General features: G+C 30.4%; 13 protein-coding genes. All 13 read right to left on the reverse strand.

Features of this window, described 5'->3' with window-relative positions; all coding sequences use genetic code 4:
- Nucleotide 1 precedes the first annotated feature (1 nt).
- Entirely contained in the window at nucleotides 2-523 is a 522-nt protein-coding gene (locus ACSH40_RS01535; protein ID WP_438341248.1) for a tRNA (cytidine(34)-2'-O)-methyltransferase, read from the reverse strand.
- Between the two features lie 142 nt (nucleotides 524-665).
- Nucleotides 666-3,839: a type I restriction endonuclease subunit R gene (locus ACSH40_RS01540; RefSeq protein WP_438341249.1), complete on the reverse strand. Its 3,174-nt coding sequence runs from the start codon at nucleotides 3,837-3,839 to the stop codon at nucleotides 666-668.
- A 24-nt stretch (nucleotides 3,840-3,863) separates the two neighbouring features.
- Nucleotides 3,864-4,499: a restriction endonuclease subunit S gene (locus ACSH40_RS01545; protein WP_438341799.1), complete on the reverse strand. Its 636-nt coding sequence runs from the start codon at nucleotides 4,497-4,499 to the stop codon at nucleotides 3,864-3,866.
- Nucleotides 4,453-5,625: a restriction endonuclease subunit S gene (locus tag ACSH40_RS01550; protein ID WP_438341250.1), complete on the reverse strand. Its 1,173-nt coding sequence runs from the start codon at nucleotides 5,623-5,625 to the stop codon at nucleotides 4,453-4,455. Before ACSH40_RS01550 ends, ACSH40_RS01545 begins: the two co-directional genes overlap by 47 nt.
- Entirely contained in the window at nucleotides 5,625-7,190 is a 1,566-nt protein-coding gene (locus ACSH40_RS01555; protein ID WP_438341251.1) for a type I restriction-modification system subunit M, read from the reverse strand. Before ACSH40_RS01555 ends, ACSH40_RS01550 begins: the two co-directional genes overlap by 1 nt.
- A gap of 253 nt (nucleotides 7,191-7,443) precedes the next feature.
- Entirely contained in the window at nucleotides 7,444-9,441 is a 1,998-nt protein-coding gene (ligA, locus tag ACSH40_RS01560) for an NAD-dependent DNA ligase LigA (RefSeq protein WP_438341252.1), read from the reverse strand.
- 2 nt (nucleotides 9,442-9,443) lie between these two features.
- Nucleotides 9,444-10,373 carry an energy-coupling factor transporter transmembrane component T family protein gene (locus ACSH40_RS01565; protein WP_438341253.1) on the reverse strand — a complete coding sequence of 310 codons (930 nt, stop codon included), beginning with the start codon at nucleotides 10,371-10,373 and terminating at the stop codon, nucleotides 9,444-9,446.
- Entirely contained in the window at nucleotides 10,374-11,348 is a 975-nt protein-coding gene (locus tag ACSH40_RS01570; RefSeq protein WP_438341254.1) for an energy-coupling factor transporter ATPase, read from the reverse strand. It lies immediately after the preceding gene.
- The gene (locus ACSH40_RS01575) at nucleotides 11,339-12,136 is read right to left on the reverse strand and encodes an energy-coupling factor transporter ATPase (protein ID WP_438341255.1); all 798 of its coding nucleotides are present in this window, start codon (nucleotides 12,134-12,136) and stop codon (nucleotides 11,339-11,341) included. The genes ACSH40_RS01570 and ACSH40_RS01575 overlap by 10 nt, the downstream gene beginning before the upstream one ends.
- Before the next feature lie 77 nt (nucleotides 12,137-12,213).
- Nucleotides 12,214-13,776 (reverse strand): methionine--tRNA ligase, encoded by a 1,563-nt coding sequence (metG, locus tag ACSH40_RS01580; RefSeq protein ID WP_438341256.1) that lies wholly within the window; start codon nucleotides 13,774-13,776, stop codon nucleotides 12,214-12,216.
- Between the two features lie 71 nt (nucleotides 13,777-13,847).
- Nucleotides 13,848-14,441 (reverse strand): hypothetical protein, encoded by a 594-nt coding sequence (locus tag ACSH40_RS01585; protein ID WP_438341257.1) that lies wholly within the window; start codon nucleotides 14,439-14,441, stop codon nucleotides 13,848-13,850.
- 261 nt (nucleotides 14,442-14,702) lie between these two features.
- Entirely contained in the window at nucleotides 14,703-17,381 is a 2,679-nt protein-coding gene (gene parC / locus ACSH40_RS01590) for a DNA topoisomerase IV subunit A (protein ID WP_438341258.1), read from the reverse strand.
- A gap of 8 nt (nucleotides 17,382-17,389) precedes the next feature.
- Nucleotides 17,390-19,306 (reverse strand): DNA topoisomerase IV subunit B, encoded by a 1,917-nt coding sequence (gene parE, locus ACSH40_RS01595; RefSeq protein WP_438341259.1) that lies wholly within the window; start codon nucleotides 19,304-19,306, stop codon nucleotides 17,390-17,392.
- Nucleotides 19,307-19,380: the final 74 nt, after the last annotated feature.

Consider the following 19,380-nt stretch of genomic DNA (forward strand, 5'->3'; position numbering starts at 1 on the left):
TTTACTCCTTGATAAAATCTTTTCCTTTTTGCACTTCGTATTTTGATAAGTTCATAAAATCTAATTGTCTTAAAACCTCATATAAAACAACAATTACACTATTTGCTAAATTTATCGAACGACTTTCTGGTGTCATTGGAATACGCAAGCAATTATCTAAATTAGTTTGCAAAATTTTCTTTGGTATCCCGGTAGATTCAGTACCAAACATAATTCACACTTCATCATTTTGTTTAAATTCAGTTTTAAAATCTATGTCAGCATATGTAGTGTATCCATAACGAGTTACATAGTAAACATTTTTTGAGCCATATTTGGCTAAAAAATCTTGGTATGAGTTGTGAATTTCGTGCTCGATATCACTTAAAAATCTTCCTGCTGCCGCTCTTTTCATTCAATGTGGGTGTAAATCGAAAGCAATTGGTTTAATAATGTGCAATTTAGCACCAGCACTAAAACAAGTTCGAATGATATTAGCGGTATTAGGACTAATTTCAGGTTGGTATAAAACTATATTAATCATATGAAAAATTATAACCATTCCGCTTTTTTTATGAAATAAAAAACCTTTAAGTTGTCTTGGGTCTAATTTCGTATTTAATAATCGAAAATAAAAGGACAAGAATTAAATTCCTGCCCTTTGAATTAGGTAGTATTCTTTTGCTTTAATTTGAAAGACTCTTTTCATATTCAGCAACGATGTCATCTTTGATTACAAAATATTTATTGAATAAATAATTAATTCCTTCACGGATTTCTTCAAATCATTGTTGTCTCTTTGTTTTCGAATCACCACGTGATGAAATTCTTTGAGCAGTTAAATCATTTAAAGAACCTTCCAAATTAACTTTAGCTTCTTTGAAAAAATCGACCATTTTTTCATCGATCTTATCTTGTTTTAATTTTTTATTAGTTATCAAATTATTTTTTTCTTGCTCATAGTTAGAAATAGCAAAATTCTTGAATTGCGAAACAATATCGTCTTCGTCGGCTTCTTTAGAAATACAAATATCAATGAATTTTTCAAAAATATCAGCTAAACGTCTTGTGTCTATTGCAGAATTAACCGCATTCATAATTTTTTCTCTATATTCTGATGAAATATAATTATTTGCTTGTTTGTACTTGTTAATTAAGTTAAGAACATAAAGCACAGTGATTTGATCTTGACGAATGATTTCAATATTTCAAACAATATCTTCCGGAATTTCAATTGGTGTATGATCTTTGCTAGTATTTTTGGCACGATCATGCAATTCTAAATATCAAGATTTGTATTTAAGGTTTTCGTCACTTGTTACAATGGCATGTTTTTCTTCATTAAATTCATCAAATCTCTGAATTATATTTTTCAATTTGATAAAAGAGTTATATTGGCGTAAAAAATCATTTCTAAATGGTTCAAAGGATAATAACTTATCAAAAACATATGGATCATTGGGATTAAATTTTTGCTTTAAGTTATTTTGAATTTCACTAAAACCTGGTTGATATTCGCCTTTATCATTGTAATAACCGTTGTTGTATTCTTCGAAAGTACGCATCAACACAATAGTTGATGCTGTATCTTCATCACTAAACAGTCTAATTGATTCATCAACTTGTTGTTTTAGGTCACGATAACAAACAATATTACCTGAATCTTTTACATTGTTATAAATTCTGTTTGTTCGACTAAATGCTTGCAATAGGCTGTGGTGTTTTAAATTCTTATCGACTCACAATGTATTCAATGTTGGTGCATCAAAACCAGTTAAAAACATATTAACAACTAGCAAAATGTCAATTTCTTTGTTTTTAGTTCTTAATGAAATGTCTTTGTAGTAACTTGCAAAACCTTCATCGTCAATACTGTAATTTGTACCAAAATGATTATTGTAATTGTTGATAATTTTGGTTAAGAATTTCTTATCAGAATCCGAAAGCGAATTAACTGCTTCAAAGTCATTTCCGTCAATATCTTCATATTCTTCTGAATCGGTAGCACTTTTGCTGTAGATAGCAGCAATTTTGATGTTGCTTTGTCTTTTTTCAATTTGTTTAATTAATTCGTCATAATAAAGTTTTAGTTGTGCAATACTTGAAACAGCAAAAATTGAGTTAAATCCATTTTGTTGTACCGAAACACTCATTTGTTTAGCACCATCATTTCTTGTTGTCAATTGTTTAATATTTGTTAGTTTTGCTGCATTATAACTTTCATTTTGCAGTGTTTTTTTATCAAAATTATCTAATATATGACTAACAACTGCTGAAATATAACCAGATTGCATATAAATGTCTTCTTCACTGATACTTAAGTGTAAATTGTGCTCAATTTTGGCATATTCAACATTGAATTTCAAAACATTTTCATCTCTGATTGCGTCAATAATTGTGTATGAATGTATCTTTTCACCAAAAAGTGCTTCAGTCGTTAAATTATTTGAAGCAGATGCTGAATTTTCATCCAAAATTGGTGTTCCAGTAAAACCAAACATGATAGCATTTTTAAATTTCTTCTTAATTTGGGCATGCATCTTACCAAATTGCGAACGATGACACTCGTCGAAGATGAAAACAACATTTTCATTAAAAATACTTAAATTAGAGTGATTTTTGTTGACAAAACGAGAAAGTTTTTGAATAGTTGTAACAATTACTCTATCAGTTTCTTTGGTGCTGGTGATTTTACCAGCCAAAATATTGGTGTTTCTTGTACTTGCTACAGAGCCTTTCTGGAATTTATTAAATTCATTTATTGTTTGATAATCAAGGTCTTTTCTATCAACAACAAAAATAATCTTTTTAAGTTCACTAATTTGTGTTGCTAGCTGAGCAGTCTTGAATGATGTCAATGTTTTACCAGAACCGGTTGTGTGTCAAACATAACCACCTTTTTTGTTTCCTTTAAATTTATCTGGATAATTAACTACTAGTCTTAATTTGTTGATAATTCCTTCAGCCGCAGCTATTTGGTATGGACGCAACACTAATAACTTTTTATCTTCAGTATAGACACAATATTTTGTTAAAACTTCTAACAAAACAGACTTTCTTAAAAAGGTTCTGGCAAAATCCTCAATACCTTCTAGTAATTTGTTGTTGACATTGGCTCAGTAATTTGTAAATTTGAAACTATTTGAGCTTCGAGTTTCTTTTTTGGTTGCTTGTTTTCGCTGATCAATAGCATATTTTCGAGTAGTATTTGAGTAATATTTGGTTAAAGTTCCATTAGAAATTATGAATATTTGTACATAATTGAACAATCCTTCGCTTTCATCAAAAGACTCAGCCTGGTAGCGTTCAATTTGATTGAAAGCATTTTCAATATTAACACCAGCTTTTTTCAGTTCAATATGAACTAAAGGTAAACCATTGACTAAAATAGTAACATCATAACGATTTTTTCTTCCTGGAATTTTAGAATCCGCTCTAAATTGATTGATTACTTGTAAAGAGTTCGAGTGAATGTCTTTTTTATTAATGATTTTTATGTTTTCAGACTCATCATTGTCTCTTTTGAGAGTATATAAGTAATCATTTTGAATTCTTTGTGTTTTATCTTCAATGCTTTCGTTTGGTTTACACAAATAATCTCTTTTTAGGATGTTTCATTCTTGATCTGAAAATTTTGTGTTGTTTAACTTTTCAATCTGATTTCTTAGGTTAGCTAGCAATTGTTCTTCATTTTTAATTTCGCTAGCATATTCATAACCTTGATTTTCAAGCATTTCAATCAAGAAATTTTCTAGAGTAGATTCTTCTGAAAAAGATCTATTTTTGTTATTTATTGTTGGCTCATATTCACCAACAATAGTATTTTTGTTTGTCTCAAAAATATGTTGCGAATTATTCATATTACCCTTCTAGTTTTTGTTTTTTTACTCAATTTTTTTAAATAATAAATCTCGATAGTATTCGTATTGTTGTTCAACTTTTTCAATTAGTAGTGGAATTCCTTCAGTTATCCCATTAGTAAGACTTTCGAATCTTATTAGTTTTGAAGCAATTTCATCTTGAATATTTTTGTTTGGCAAGTGAACCATAAAATTTTGTAAATCACTAAAATTTAAGTTTTTTATCCCCACACCATTTGCAAGTCGTTTTAGTTTTGTTTCATTTTGTTTCAAATAAAAATATAAATATTCAATGTTTACCCAATTTTGAGTATTTTCTACTGATATTGCGTAATTATGGCCGCCAGACCAATACTTTTCATTCATCATCCTTAAATAACCAACACTTCCACCTTCACATATAGAAATAACGTTTTCAGCATTAAAATTATGTCAATATCCGGATGGGTTTTTACCACCATTCATCACAGGATAACAATATGTGTCAGTTCTAATTGGACTTAAAAGCACTTTATTTATTTGTTTCCCTTTTTTGATGGTTGAAACATCTTTGAGTAAATATATTTTTTTAGCATTTAAGAATGATATTGAGCTAACAAAGTTCTCTATGAATCTAATTAGATCCTCTCTCTCTCTCTCTCTCTCTCTCTCTCAAGTTATCTACATTGATATTGCCTGTTTCAATGTATTCAAACAATTTATCTCTGTAGAATTCATATTGTTTATTGCGAGCCTCAAGCTCGGCAGGAAGTCCAATATTAAGATCTTTGCATATTGTGTAGAAGTTGTCCAATGAACGAACAATTTCGTTTTGTTTGTCAATGTGTGGCAGTGTTATTACCATTTTGGAAACATCGCTTATATAGACGTGTGGTGTACCAACACCCTTCTTAAACGAATAAATAATGTCTTGCTTTGACTTTAATCAATAAAATAAATACTTCAAATTCAAAACATCATTATTTTTGTTTTTAAGAGTGAATGCGTCCGATACAAATATTGGTTCATTTCATCAAGAAACATAACCTGCTGAACCTGAAGCAGCAACCGCAATTGTTTCACCATCAAAATTGGATTTATCGGTATATCCCGAAACCTCTTTGCCACCACTAACAATTGGAATATTTCCCGTCTTTAAAGACGATAAACGAACAATGTTACCTTTTTTAAAGTCACAGATTTCATCAAGATTGTATTGATTTACAACACTAAAAACACCATTATCATTAGATAATAGTAAATCTCTATAGTAATCATATTGTTTTAATCTCTTATTCAGCTCCGCTGTCAGCTCCGCTGTAGATGATTGAAAAGTATCCAAAATCTCGACAATCTTTTTTTGTACCTCCACAACAGGTATGGCTATTTCAATTTTTATTAAACTTTGAAAGTTCATGTACTTAATAGAAGATTTGATTACATTAGTCCTTACTTTTACATTTTCATTATTTTTTAAATAGTAATAAAGAAATTTAGTTAATATCAAATTTTCATCTTTGCTTTTCAGTATGTAACATAGTTTTCCTGCATAAAAATTTTCGTTTAAATATTTCACGTGCCCTGCGTTTTCACCATGCGAAGTAATTGAAATTCATTCTCCCGAGTTGTTGAATTTGTCGATTTTTCCAAAGTAATCAATTGACGAATTTACAACATTATATTTTCCATTTTTATTTAGATCTTTCTTTGCAATATTGCCTTTATTCCCAAAAACACAAATATTCTCGAGCAACTCTTTTTTTAATGTACAAGATGACATTAGTTTATTTATCTCTTTTTCAAACATTAGTTATTAAACCCTTCGATTTCTTCGATGATTTTGCTGATTTCTTCTCTCAACTTTTCTTGTTTAGCGACAATTTCAGCTATTTCTTTGTTCAAAACTTGTATATCGATTGGCTCTTTAGTATCTTTTGGTTCAACATAATTAGAAACTGAAAGATTGTACTTTTTATCTATAACTTGAGATTGCGGAACAATATTTGAAAAGTGTTTTGTAACTTCTTTATTTAAGTAAGTATTTAAAATTTTGTCAATATTTTCTTGACTTAACTTGTTATTATTTTTAACCTTTACAAATTCATTTGATGCATCAATAAACTGGATGTTGGTATCTTTTTTGGCTTTATTCAATACTAGGATTGACGTAGCAATAGATGTTCCAAAAAATAAGTTTTGTGGCAATTGAATAATTGCATCAACCAAGTTTTTTTCTATTAAATATTTTCTGATTTTTTGTTCTTCTCTAGCACGATGCAAAACTCCAACCGATAAAACTATTGCTGCTATTCCATCAGAAGATAAATAATGAATTGCATGCATTACAAAAGCTAAGTCTGCATACATTCTCGGAGCAAGTGCTCCAGCAGGGGCATAGCGTTCATCCTGGATAAGTGTTATATCTTTATTTCCGTCTCATTTAAGTGAGTAAGGAGGGTTAGACACGATAACATCAAAAGGGCCTTCATCTTTTAATACTGAGCCTTTAAGTGTGTCCCCTAATGCAATGTGGAATTGATTGAATGGAACTTTGTGTAAAAACATATTGATTCTACATAAGTTATATGTTGTTGGATTAACTTCTTGACCGTAGAAGCCATTAACCTTGTCAATACCTAGCAATTTAATTGCTTGTAATAAAAGTGAACCAGAACCACAACACATGTCATATATTTTGTTGATTTTCGTTTTGTTCTTGATTGCTAGTTTTACTAGAAGTTGACCAACTTCTTGTGGCGTATAGTATTCACCACCACTTTTTCCTGCATCTGATGCATACATTCCCATTAAAAATTCATATGCATCCCCAAATGCATCGATGGTATTTTCTGAAAATTCTCCGAGTCTCATGTCTCCAATACCATCTAACAACTTGATGATCTTGTTATTTCTTTCTGCGACTGTTGTACCAAGTTTAATGTTGTTAACATCAAAATCATCAAAAAGACCTTTGAAATCTTCTTCGCTACTTGTTCCTTTAGATGAATCTTCAATACTTTTGAAAATGTTTGCAATTAAGGTATTTAAATTTTCATTTTGTCTTTCGTTTTTACGAACGTTTGCAAAAAGATGCGAAGGTTTTATGTAAAAGCCAATTTCTTCAATAGATGCTTCTTTGAATTCTTCATCTGCAAGTTTATCATCATAGTTAGCATAATCAAAATTTGGATCGCTGTCTTGTTCATTTTCATTCCATCAGCTTGTGATATGCTCTGAAATGTAACGATAAAACATTGTTCCTAATACGAAGTTTTTAAATTCTCATCCATCTACTTGACCACGCAAGTCATTGGCAATTTTTCAGATCGCTTTATGTAATTCAGCTCTTTCTATTTCTTTCTTGTTATCCATAGTGTACTCCTAGTTTTGTAGGCTAATTTTTTGTAAAAAATTAGTCACAAAAAAGTTAACACTTTTTTTTTTTTTTGGAAAAGGTCTATTTTTTTGACTTTTTTCAAAAAAAATTAACCTATAGGTTAAAAAAACTACATTTTAAGTGTTTTTGTGTTCGGCAAAATAGCAACGTCTTGTTGCTATGCGATCCTCTTTTTTGAAAAAAAATGACAAAAAAGCAACCAACTGGTTGCTTAAAATCAGTAATTTATTAGTTTAGAAATTCATTTATTAGATCTTGTTCAGAAATGATTTTAGTGCCTAATTGCTGAGCTTTTTCATACTTAGAACCCGGATTCTCACCAACGACTAAATATGATGTTGATTTTGTTACAGTATTTGTTACTTTAGCACCCCTACTAATTAGCATTTTTTCAGTTTCTTTCCTACTTTGACTTAAAGTTCCAGTAATAACAAAAACTAAATTTGCTAATTCTAAAGACTTAATATTTTTTTGATGTTCTAAATCTAGTCCGCAGGCAAGTAAATTGTTAACCATTGCAACATTTTTTTCATTAGCAACAAAATTCTTTAACGAATCAACCGTTTTTTGCCCGATTTCATCAAAATTAATCAGCTTATCAAAATCAAAAGTCAAAAAGTTACTGAATTTTTGCACTTCCGAAGCAATAAAGTAAGCATTTTTTTCACCAATGTGTTTAATAGAAATACCATGTAACAGTCTTGCTAAAGAATTTTGGCGACTCTTTTCGATACTTGCTAGAATTTGGTCAACACTCTTTTTCCCATATCCTTCAATTTGAATCAATTCATCGTAATGATCTTTTAAAGAGTAAAAATCATAGTAATCAGTAACAAGATTTTTATTAAATAACATTTCTACTGTTTTTTCACCTAAAAAGTCAATATTCATTGCTCCTTTTGAAGCAAAATGAATCAATTTTCTTAGTCTAACCTCAGGACACATATCATTAGTACAAAATTGATCAATTAAGGTTTCGCTATCATCTAGCAGTGAACCACACTTAGGACAATATTTTTGTTTTTTGTAACTGGTCGAACCTTTTTGCTTCACTGTTCCAATGACTTTAGGAATAATTTCGCCAGCTTTTTTAATATAAACTAAATCACCAATGTCAATTTTTAACTTATTAATGTAATCATAATTATGTAAAGTTGCAGCACTGATAGTCGATCCTGATAAAAAGACTGGTTCAAGTTTAGCATTATAGGTAATAAAACCAGTTCTTCCTACTGTAGTAAAAATATCTAAAATAACAGTTGTAGCAACATCAGGTTCATACTTAAAAGCAATCGCTCAGCGAGGGAATTTTTGAGTTTGACCCAATAAGTCATACACATTAAACTCATTTACCTTTATAACTACACCATCAGTTTCATAGTCTAAAGTCTTTTTGACTTCTTTAAATTCATTAATCCAAGTCAAAATTTCTTCCAGATTGTAAACTTTTTTACCTTCTTTTGTGACTGGAAAGTTGTGTGTGTGTAAAAAATCACGAACTTCATCAATGGTATAAAGATTATGCTTGGTTGCGTCGTTTATAGCATAACAATATACTGATAATTTTCTTTGTTTCGTAATTTGACTATCTAATTGACGCAGTGTTCCACTTGCCCCATTTCTGGGGTTAACAAGAAGCTTCTTGTTTTCTTGTGCTAATTGTTTATTGATTTGTTCGAATTGTGAAAGTTTTAAATAAACTTCACCACGAACTTCTAATGGCTGTAAGTAATCAATTTGTAAAGGAATTTCTTCGTTTACCAATAAATTGTGAGTAACATCTTCACCAACTGTTCCATCTCCACGAGTTACTGCTCGAATTAATTTTCCATTTTCATAATGTAAAGAAATCGAGAGACCATCAATTTTAGGTTCAATGAAAAAAGTTGATTGCGAATTAGCCTTTTCAACATTTTCAATTCAACGCTTTAGTTCATCTTTTTCATACGCTTTTTGCAATGAAAGCATAGGTTTTGCATGCTGAAATTTAGCAAAAGCATTTGATACTGAAGCCCCAATGCGATTTGTGGGACTGTTTTTTAGTTCCTGTTCAGTTAATAAATAAGCGAACTGAGTTTCCAGTTCTTTAAGTTTAACTAAAGCAACATCATACTCAGCATCGCTTACTAATGGATCATCATTATCAAAATAGGCGTTGTTTCAAATTTGAATTTGTTGTTGTAATTCTAATATTTCCAGGCGAATATCTTTTTCTTTTTTTGTCATCATTATACCTTAACAAAAGTTTGTAATCATCAATGTGGTAATGATTGCGACTGTACTTGGAAGAAAATAACCATAGTTGAAATACCCATTAAAATTACAACTGCTAAAAAGTCAATTCAAACTGGTTTAATCAAACGATAGTGTGTTCTTTTTTGGTAAGGATTATAACCTCTAACTGTCATCGCATCACTCAAGTCGTTTGCTTTGGCAAAAGAAGAAACGAATAAAGGAATAATTAAGGTTAACATTGACTTAATTTTCTCTTTTGTTCTTCCGTTTTTAAAGTCAACTCCCCGTGAAGATTGAGCTTTCATGATTCTGCCCGCTTCATCTAATAAAGTAGGAATAAAACGTAAAGCGATGTTAATTATCATTGTAATAATTTCACTTGGAAATTTTAATAACTTCAAAGGATAAAGTAAGTCATTAATTGCTTTTGTAAGTAGAACTGGTTTAGTTGTAAAAGTTAGGATTGTAGTTGAAAGAATGATTCCATAAATTCTTGCTGTGATACTTGCTGCTCGCATTAGTGAGAAACGAGTAATTTGGAAAGCACTATTAGGTCCGCCTGGTGCTCAATATGTGTCATTTACCAAAATCAAACCATTGTAATTTACATAAGCATCAACATTACTCTCACCACTCAAAGGAACATAATTTATACCTGCCCCTTTAATGGTAAAAAAGTTGATTAGCGCTAAGACTAGACCGATATAAATTGGTAAACGAATCTTTTTAATTAATGAGCGTACTGAATGAGTAGCCAGTAAATAAGCACAAGCAATGAAAACTAACAAAATCCCAAGAGTAACAAAATGATCGACTAAGAAGAATAAAATGATGAATAAAATGTTTGCAATAAATTTCAATCTCGGATCCATTTTGTGGATAGGAGTATTAAGATTGACATATTTTCCTATAATGGCATTCATTTATTCTCCTTTCAATTGTCTTTGTCTTTGTTTTCAGTTGTTAATTGCTTGAGCTAATTCATTAACATTAGTTACTTTTCCAACTCTTACTCCTCTTTGTTCTAATTTACGAACAAAAGTTAGCAATTGTGTTGAACGCAAATTGTTTTCAACTAAACATTGTTCATCATTTAGAATGCTGTAGGTGTCACCATCACGAATAATTTCACCATTCTTAAACAAAATGGTTCTTTTAGTTCAACGTAAAGCATTATCTAAATCATGAGTAACAATAATGATTGTTTTGTTTTCTTTAACATGTAAGTCATAGAAAAGTTGCAACATTTGTTCAACCCCAGCTGGATCTAGTCCAGCAGTTGGTTCATCAAGAATTAAGAATTTCGGTTCCATTGCCAAAATTCCAGCAAGGGCAACACGACGTTTTTGTCCACCACTTAAATTAAAAGGTGAACGAGTCAAATAACTTTCAGGCAGTCCAACAATTTTGATGTATTTTTTCGCTAATTCTTTTGCTTTATTAACATCCATACCCATTGAAACAGGGCCAAAAATAATATCTTTTTCAATAGTTTTTTCGAATAATTGATATTCAGCAAATTGGAATACTACTCCAACTTGTTTTCTCAGTGCTTTAATGTTTTTAATTTTGCGTTTAGTATTAACAATTTCAATATCCATTGTTACCAGTTCAACATCTTCTGGTTCAGGACTTGTTTTTGTTTTTCTAAATTTAGCAAACAAATTCTTTTTTGATTTTTTAAGACTTGTAACATCTTTAAAAGTAATTTTTCCACTATCTGGAATTAGTAATGCATTAAGGTGTTCGATAAAAGTAGTTTTTCCACTTCCTGTATGTCCGATGATAGAAATAATTTCACCTTCAGAAATATCTACGCTAATATCTTTTAAAACTTGAATGTGAGTAGGTAATTTTTTATCAAATTCTTTTGAAATATTGTCAACTTTTATTTGCATATTGCTTCAATTAACTCCTGTTCGTTATAAGTTGGTTCTACGCCATCAACTAACTCACTAAGCTTGTAGATAAAAGGTGAGTCAATTTTTGCAATTTCCACAATTTCTTTGTTATTTAAGATATCTTTTGGACTTCCTGAAGCAATTAGTTTTCCACCGCTAAAAACTAACAATTCATCACACAATATTGCTTCATCCATATCATGAGTAACAGAAATTAAAGTTTTATTAGTTTCACGATGCAAATTATGAATAATTTCCAAAATTTCATGTTTTCCTTTAGGATCAAGCATTGAAGTTACTTCGTCAAAAATAATAACATCAGGATCAAGAGCAAGAGTTGAAGCAATGGCAACTCTTTGTTTTTGTCCACCACTTAAATTTTGTGGCTCACGATCTAAACTATCCTGCATTGAAACCAAAGTTGTGTATTTTTCAATCTTTTCTTTCATTTGTTCACGCGGAACTAGTTTGTTTTCTAAACCAAAAGCAATATCATCTTCAACTGTCGCTCCAATAAATTGGTTGTCTGGGTTTTGAAAAACAATTCCGATTTTTGAACGAATCTTTTGCAAGTTTTCTTTTGAGTACAAAATATCGTCAATGTAAATTTGACCTTCAGTAGCTTTATAAATTGCACTTATTAGTTTCGAAAGAGTACTCTTTCCACTTCCATTGTGTCCTAAAATACCCACATAGTGGCCAGTTTTAATTTCTAAATTTACTCCTTGTAAAGCGAAAGAATCACTTTCAGGATATTTATAATACAAGTCTTTAATTTTTATCATGACTAATATTATACAAGTTATACTCTTTTTAAGAGTATACAAGCAATAAAAAAGTTGCTAGACTTGCTAGCAACAACTTAGTTAGTTTTGATTCTAGTGAATAAGATTTCGCTAACTAAGCATTTTTTGTTGTCAAACTTGCTAAAATCATATATTTTTTCAAAACTTAACTCGTTCTGAGCTAAAAATTTGTTGATTTTCTGACTTTTATTGTTTAAAACAACACTTAACATAACATTAACTGCATACACTCCATTTAAAAGTACACACAACACATCATTTAAACGTTCTAAATTGTCTTTTAGTTTTCAAGGTGTAGTCTTGTCAATATATAAATTCAATTCTTTTGAAAGTGCAATTGCAGCTTTTAGTGCTTTATCAGACTCAAAATTATCAAAATGTTCTTGGTATTCAACAAAACTTGATGCAATTTGTTCATACATTTCTAAATCAATAGACTCTAATGATTGCTTTTTGTAAACAATTCCATTGTCAAAAGACTGATTTAGCATTGCTACTGTACGGTTTAATAAGTTACCAAAGTTGTTAGCAAGATCAGCATTTAGTGTATTAATGAAGTTGTTTAGTTCAAACACTCCATCGTTATTGATATTAATTTGCGACATGAAGAAATATTTTGTTTCTTCGACACCATAGTTTTCAATTAAAAAGTAAGGATCTACAGTGTTACCTTTAGATTTTGACATTTTTCCTTCAGGAGTAACAATTCAACCATGAGTCAAGATGCAAGTTGGCAATCTTAAATCTAAACTTTTCAAAAAGATAGGTCAATAAATGCAGTGAAAACGAGTAATTTCTTTACCTACAACATGGACAATTTCATTACCGTTTTGTCAGTATTTAACATAGTTTGTCTCATCATCTGTTAAATATCCAAGTGCAGTTAAATAGTTAAATAAAGCATCTAATCACACATAGATAACGTGTTTAAACTGTGAAGGAGTAACAACACTTATTCCTCAATCAAAAGTAATTCTTGTTACGCTCAAGTCTTCTAAACCTTTTTGAATGAAATTATTTAAAAGTTCATTTTTAACCTTATTTGAAGTCATAAAGTTAGGATTTTCTTGGTAAAAAGCCTCGATTCAAGTACTGAATTTTGACATTTCAAAAAAGTAAGTTTCTTCTTCGATTTCAACTAATTCATGTTTTGAAGATGGGTGATAGAATTTACCATCAATTTCAAGTGCTTGTGAAGGTGTAAGGTATTCTTCATCACTTATTGAATATAACCCTTTATATTTTCCTAAACGTATTAAACCTTTTTCTAGCATTTTTGCAAAAATCTTACGAATTGCGTTTTGGTGATTTGGGGCAGTAGTTCTTGAGAAAAAATCGTATTCGATTTGACTATCTTTTCATAACTTTTTGAATTGTTCAGCTTGTAAATCAACAAAGGCTTGAGGCTCAATACCTTGAGCTTGAGCACTTTTTTGAATTTTTTGACCGTGTTCATCGATACCAGTTACAAAAAATGTGTCATATCCTTGCATTTTTTTGTAATTTGCCAAGGTTTTAGCAATCGTTGTTGTGTAAAAATGACCGATATGTAAATTTCCATTAGGATAATAAATAGGTGTTGTAATGTAAAATGTCTTGTTTTTCATTGCTTTCTCCATATTCTTTTAATTATAGATTAAAACGCTAGTTTATAAACTAGCCAGGATATAAAAAAATAGGCTTTTTGTGCCTATTTTAAAAAGGTTTTTACATCCAATTTTGATTTATTCTTTGAATGAAAATTTTTGTAATTTACTATTGCGTATCAAACATTATTAGCAACAATTAAACTTAACAAAACTGGTAAAATTACAATCTGATATGATAATCAAAAACCATTAGTAAAAAACATTATTGGTTTCAAGATTACTGCTAAGAATAACATCAAGAATGTAGTTGGATAGTAAATAAGATCGATGATTTTTAACTTATCTGTTACATCTCAAACTGTTGGACGACGATTTTCGCGCACTTTTTTAACAAAGTATCAAATCAAAATTGCCAATACTAAGATCATTACGACAAAAGCAAAGGTACTAAAAATTTGTGTTGCTAAAAGTCATTTATCTAGTTTGTCAAAAAGTATGGCTTGTAATACTAAGTTAACAAGTTTGATAACAAAAAAGCTAATTAAAAATACTAAGAATAAATTAGCGATAAGTGATTCCGTTTTTCTTCAAACGGTAGTTTTTTTCACTTTTAGTGTTTCAAAGGCTAGAAATGAACCTAACACCGAGTACGCAAAAATTGCGATTATTGGTGCAAAAATTCCCAAAACAGCCATTGGTTCGAATATTAATATAAAAAACAAGCTGATGTTGATAGCTAAGATACTAATTCAATTAACTTTAAATATCTTACTTAGATCAATTTTTGTAGTGTGCATTTATCTATTTATTTTCAGCAGCACGTGCATCTCTTCTTTGGTCACGAGCACGTTCTTTAGCTAGTTTTTTAGCTCTTTTTTCAGCTCTAACTTTGTTTCTTTGTCTGATTTCAATACGCATTTTCCCTCCTAATGTTGTTAATTTATTTAAAAATTATACTAATTTTTTTTGTTGTTTTTTTCGAGATTGTTGGCTTTTTCAATTAAGGCATCAACATTAAATCAATCTATTATTCCGACATTATCCTGATTTGATTTTTGGTGTTTTGGCTCGTTTTCTTCTTTTTGTTCACTTGCTATTTCTTCACTTGATAAAGGCTCATCAAAAATGAATGTTTCCATAACATCTACATCTAAATTATCATTTTCAGATTCATCAAGAATTTTAGTTTTGGAATTTTTATCTGGACTAATAAATACATTTTTAATAAATCTACCAACGTTTAAATCATTAATTTTGACAGCACCAAAACTTTCTTTTGGCTGTGAAGCGGGAATATCTTCAACTAATCATCTTTGCAATTTATTTTCTTGCGATGTGTACCAGAACTCAATTCCTGATTCATAAGTAGCAATATCTTGAATTACAATTGGTTTGTTTTTTAGGATGTAGTAGAAAACTTTTGGTACATTGACTCTTTTAACATCAACAATATTTTTAGCCAATGCTTTTTTGAATTGTCCTTGTGAAGTTGATAACAATAACTTGTCATTTTCGTTCATTACTAGCACTTTGGCAACATAATTATCGTTTAGTTTAGTCATTTGCACTCCACTTGCTTTAAGACTATATAGAGGTATTTGACTATTTTCAAAATATTGGTATAGTCCGTCGGAAAGCAAGACAAAAATATTGCTTTGTGGACTCACAATTTGAGCTGCAACTAATTCATCACTTTCATCTTTTAGTTTGATAGCAAGGAATTTACGATTAGTTTGTTGACTCAATTCTTCAAGGTTAATTTGCTTTGCTACTCCATATTTTGAAACTAGTAAAACATTATTATTTTGACGGGCATTTTTGAGATTATAAATAGCAACAATTTTTTCACTGCCTTCTAAACGAGCATAGTCACTTGCATGGGTACCCAGTTCTTTTCAACCGTTTTCTTTTAGGTCGAAACCATTGATAACAAAATAATTACCTTGTGATGTGAAAAATAATAATTGTGATAGTGAGTTAATTTCTTGTCCAAAAATAACAAAATCGTTTTCTTTTAAATTGTAAGTATCAAAAGAGTTAGCATTAAAAATTTTGCTGCTTAAACGTTTTATATAACCATCATTTGATACAAAAACATAGAAATCTTCATTTTTTGCCAGTGCTTTTGTGTTTATTTCTGTTTCAATCTTGACATGCGAAATTTCACTTCTTCGTGGTAAAGCATATGTTTTCTTAATGTCGTGTAAAAGATCAATTAAGAATTTTTTGAATTCTTGCTCATTAGTTAGAAGTAAGTCTAGGCAATTAATTTGTTCTTGAAGTTCCTGGCGTTCTTTTTGATACTCTAATTGATCCATTCTAGACAATTTATATAAACGCAATTCGGCAATAGCTGTTGCTTGTAATTCAGTAAATTTAAACTCACGCATCAAGGCTTCAATTACACCTTTTTTGCTGTTGTCTGACTCACGAATCAGCTTGATTACTGCATCACTTATTTCACTAACTCTAATCAATCCTTCAACAATTTCTAGACGACGCGAAATTTTTTCAAAATCATATTTTAAAGCGTCTGTTTTACAGCTAAATAAGTGTTTTAAGAAGATATCAAGAAGTTGTCTAATACCTAAAAGTTTTGGCGCATTATCGCAAATTGCCACCATGTTGTAATTGAAATATTTTTTAAGATCAGTCTTTTCAAACAAATAGTTAAGAATTGCTTGTGCATTTGATTCGGTTTCTAACTCAATATAGATACTAATTCCATTTCTTGAAGACTGGTCACGAACTTCTTTGATTCCATTGATAGTTTTATTAAAAATAAGATTATCAATTTGCTTAATTAATTCAACCTTAACTACTCCATAAGGAATTTCTAGAATTTCAATTGCTTCAACATTATTATTTTTGTCATAAACTAAACGATGTTTAGCATAAATTTCAACTCTTCCTTTTCCGGTTTCAAATGCTTCTTTGAAGCCATCAATATCACTAATAATTCCACCAGTTGGAAAATCAGGACCTTGAATGATTTGTAACAATTTTTCATTTGAAATGTGTGGATTTTGAATGATTTTGACACAAGCATCAAGTAATTCATTTAAATTGTGAGGCGGTATTTCGGTTGCATACCCTTCAGCAATTCCTTTAGCTCCGTTGGCTAGTAAATTAGGAAAATAAGTCGGCAAAACAGTTGGTTCATATTCAGTGTCATCAAAGTTAGGTGCAAAAGAAACAATTTTTTTATCGATTTCGCCCATTAAAGGATTGGCGATTTTTTCCAGTCTTGTTTCAGTATAACGCATAGCAGCGGCTGGATCATCATCAATCGAACCTTTATTACCATGCATTTCAATTAATGGTAAAGCCATTTTTCACTCTTGTGACATCCTGATTAGTGCTTCATAAATTGAACTATCTCCGTGTGGATGAAAACGACCAATAACATCTCCTACTACTCTGGCTGATTTTTTGAAAGGTTTGTCATTTGTTAGTGACATTTCTCACATTGAATAAAGAATTCTTCTTTGAACTGGTTTTAATCCGTCTCTTGCATCGGGCAATGCTCTTTGTTGAATAACATATTTTGAATAACGATTAAAACCATTAGACATGATGATGTCTAAGCTTTCATTGATGATTTTTTCAATAATTTCATCACGATTTTTAGCCATAAAACTCCTTAATCGATTTTATAGTCATCTTCTTGAGAAAAGTCAATGTTATTTTCAATTCAGCGTTTTCTTGCTTCAGCATTTTTACCCATAAAAGTTGAAACTCTTTTTTCAGCTAAAACTACATCTTCTAAACTTACTTGAATTAAAGTTCTTGTTTTTGGATTCATAGTAGTTTCCCATAACTGATCAGCATTCATTTCCCCTAACCCTTTATAGCGTTGCACTGTATAAGAAGAAAATTCAGCTAGTATTTGACGCAATTCTTCATCACTTCAGGCATAAGTTACTGGATCGTATGTTTTAGATTTTCCACTAATTTTGTATAAAGGTGGTAAAGCGATGTAGACATGACCATTTTCAATTAATGGTTTCATGTGTCTAAAGAAGAATGTGAGTAAAAGAATTTGGATATGTGCTCCATCAGTGTCGGCGTCAGTCATAATGATTATTTTGTTATATTGGAGATTTTTAAGATTGAAATCTTCTCCAATTCCAGCTCCTAAAATGTTAATTATTGTGGCTAGTTCTTCATTTTTTAGAATGTCAAGTAATTTTTCTTTTTCTGAGTTAACAACTTTACCTTTTAGTGGCAAAATAGCTTGAATTTTAGCATCACGACCTTGTTTAGCACTCCCACCAGCCGAATCTCCTTCGACTAAGAACAGTTCTTTTTCAGTCGAATTTTTTGATTGGGCAGGAGTTAATTTTCCGCTGATAATCTTTTTGTTTTGTAATTTATCTTTTACTTTTCTTACTTCATTACGAGCGTTACGGGCAGCAGTTCTGGCGTCGAATGCTTTCTTGATTTTGTTAAGAATTTTTTCTGATTCTTGCTTATTTTCGTTTAGGAAAATTTTTAAATTAGAACTTAATGCTTCATCTACTGCTTCACGTCCTTCTGGAGTTCCTAATTTATCTTTAGTTTGTCCCACGAATTCCAAAATAGCTTCAGGAACTTTTAGACTAATAATTGCCGTTAAACCTTCACGAACATCACTTCCATCATAACTAGTTTTACCTTTAGCAAAACCTTTTTCTTGTGCATATTCGTTAATTGTTTTAGTTAATGCAGTTTTGAAAGCAGTTTCGTGGGTTCCTCCATCTTTAGTTTTAATGTTATTAACAAATGAAACAATAGTTTCCGAGTAGCTATCAGTATATTGGATAGCAATTTCAACGTCAATTCCTTTAAATTGTGATTTAAAAAAGATGATGTCAGTTATTAAGTCTTTGTTTTCATTAACAAAGCGAACATATTCTTTTAAACCATCCTCATATTTAAAAGTTTCACTGGTTTCAGTATTTTCATCAATGAACGTAATTTGTAATTTTGAAATCAAAAAACACGATTCACGAATTTTTTCAATGATTGTTTGGGGATTAAACTTAACTTTTTTGAAAATTGTAGGATCAGGTCAAAAATGAACAAGGGTTCCTTGTTTTGTGGTTGGGCCAATGATTTTTGTTCTTTGAACTATTTCGTCTTGTTTAAATTCAGTTTGATAAATATTTTTGTTTTTATAAATGGTTGCAACCAAGCGTGAACTAAGGGCATTAACTACAGTTGAACCTACTCCGTGTAGTCCTCCACTGGTTTTATAGACTGAGTCGTCAAATTTTCCTCCGGCATGAAGTTCTGTGAAAACCAACTCAACTCCAGTCTTTTTGAACTCTTCACGATAATCAACAGGAATTCCTCTTCCATTATCTTCAACACTGATTGATTGATCTTTATGAAGAGTAACGGTAATTTCGGTCGCAAAACCCGCTAAAGCCTCGTCAATTGAGTTATCAATAATTTCTCAAACTAAGTGATGTAGTCCATTGATATCTGTAGAACCAATATACATTCCTGGTCTTTTTCTGACTGGTTCTAAACCTCTAAGTACTTTTAAGTCTTTTGATTCGTAATTTGTATTCATTGTTAAATAATTATACATTATTCAACTTTTAAAGGTTTTTAGTCAATATAAAAATGAGATTTTGCTGAATTTTT

It is taken from the genome of Mycoplasma sp. 3341 (genome assembly GCF_051549855.1).
Taxonomy (GTDB): domain Bacteria; phylum Bacillota_I; class Bacilli_A; order Mycoplasmatales; family Metamycoplasmataceae; genus Metamycoplasma.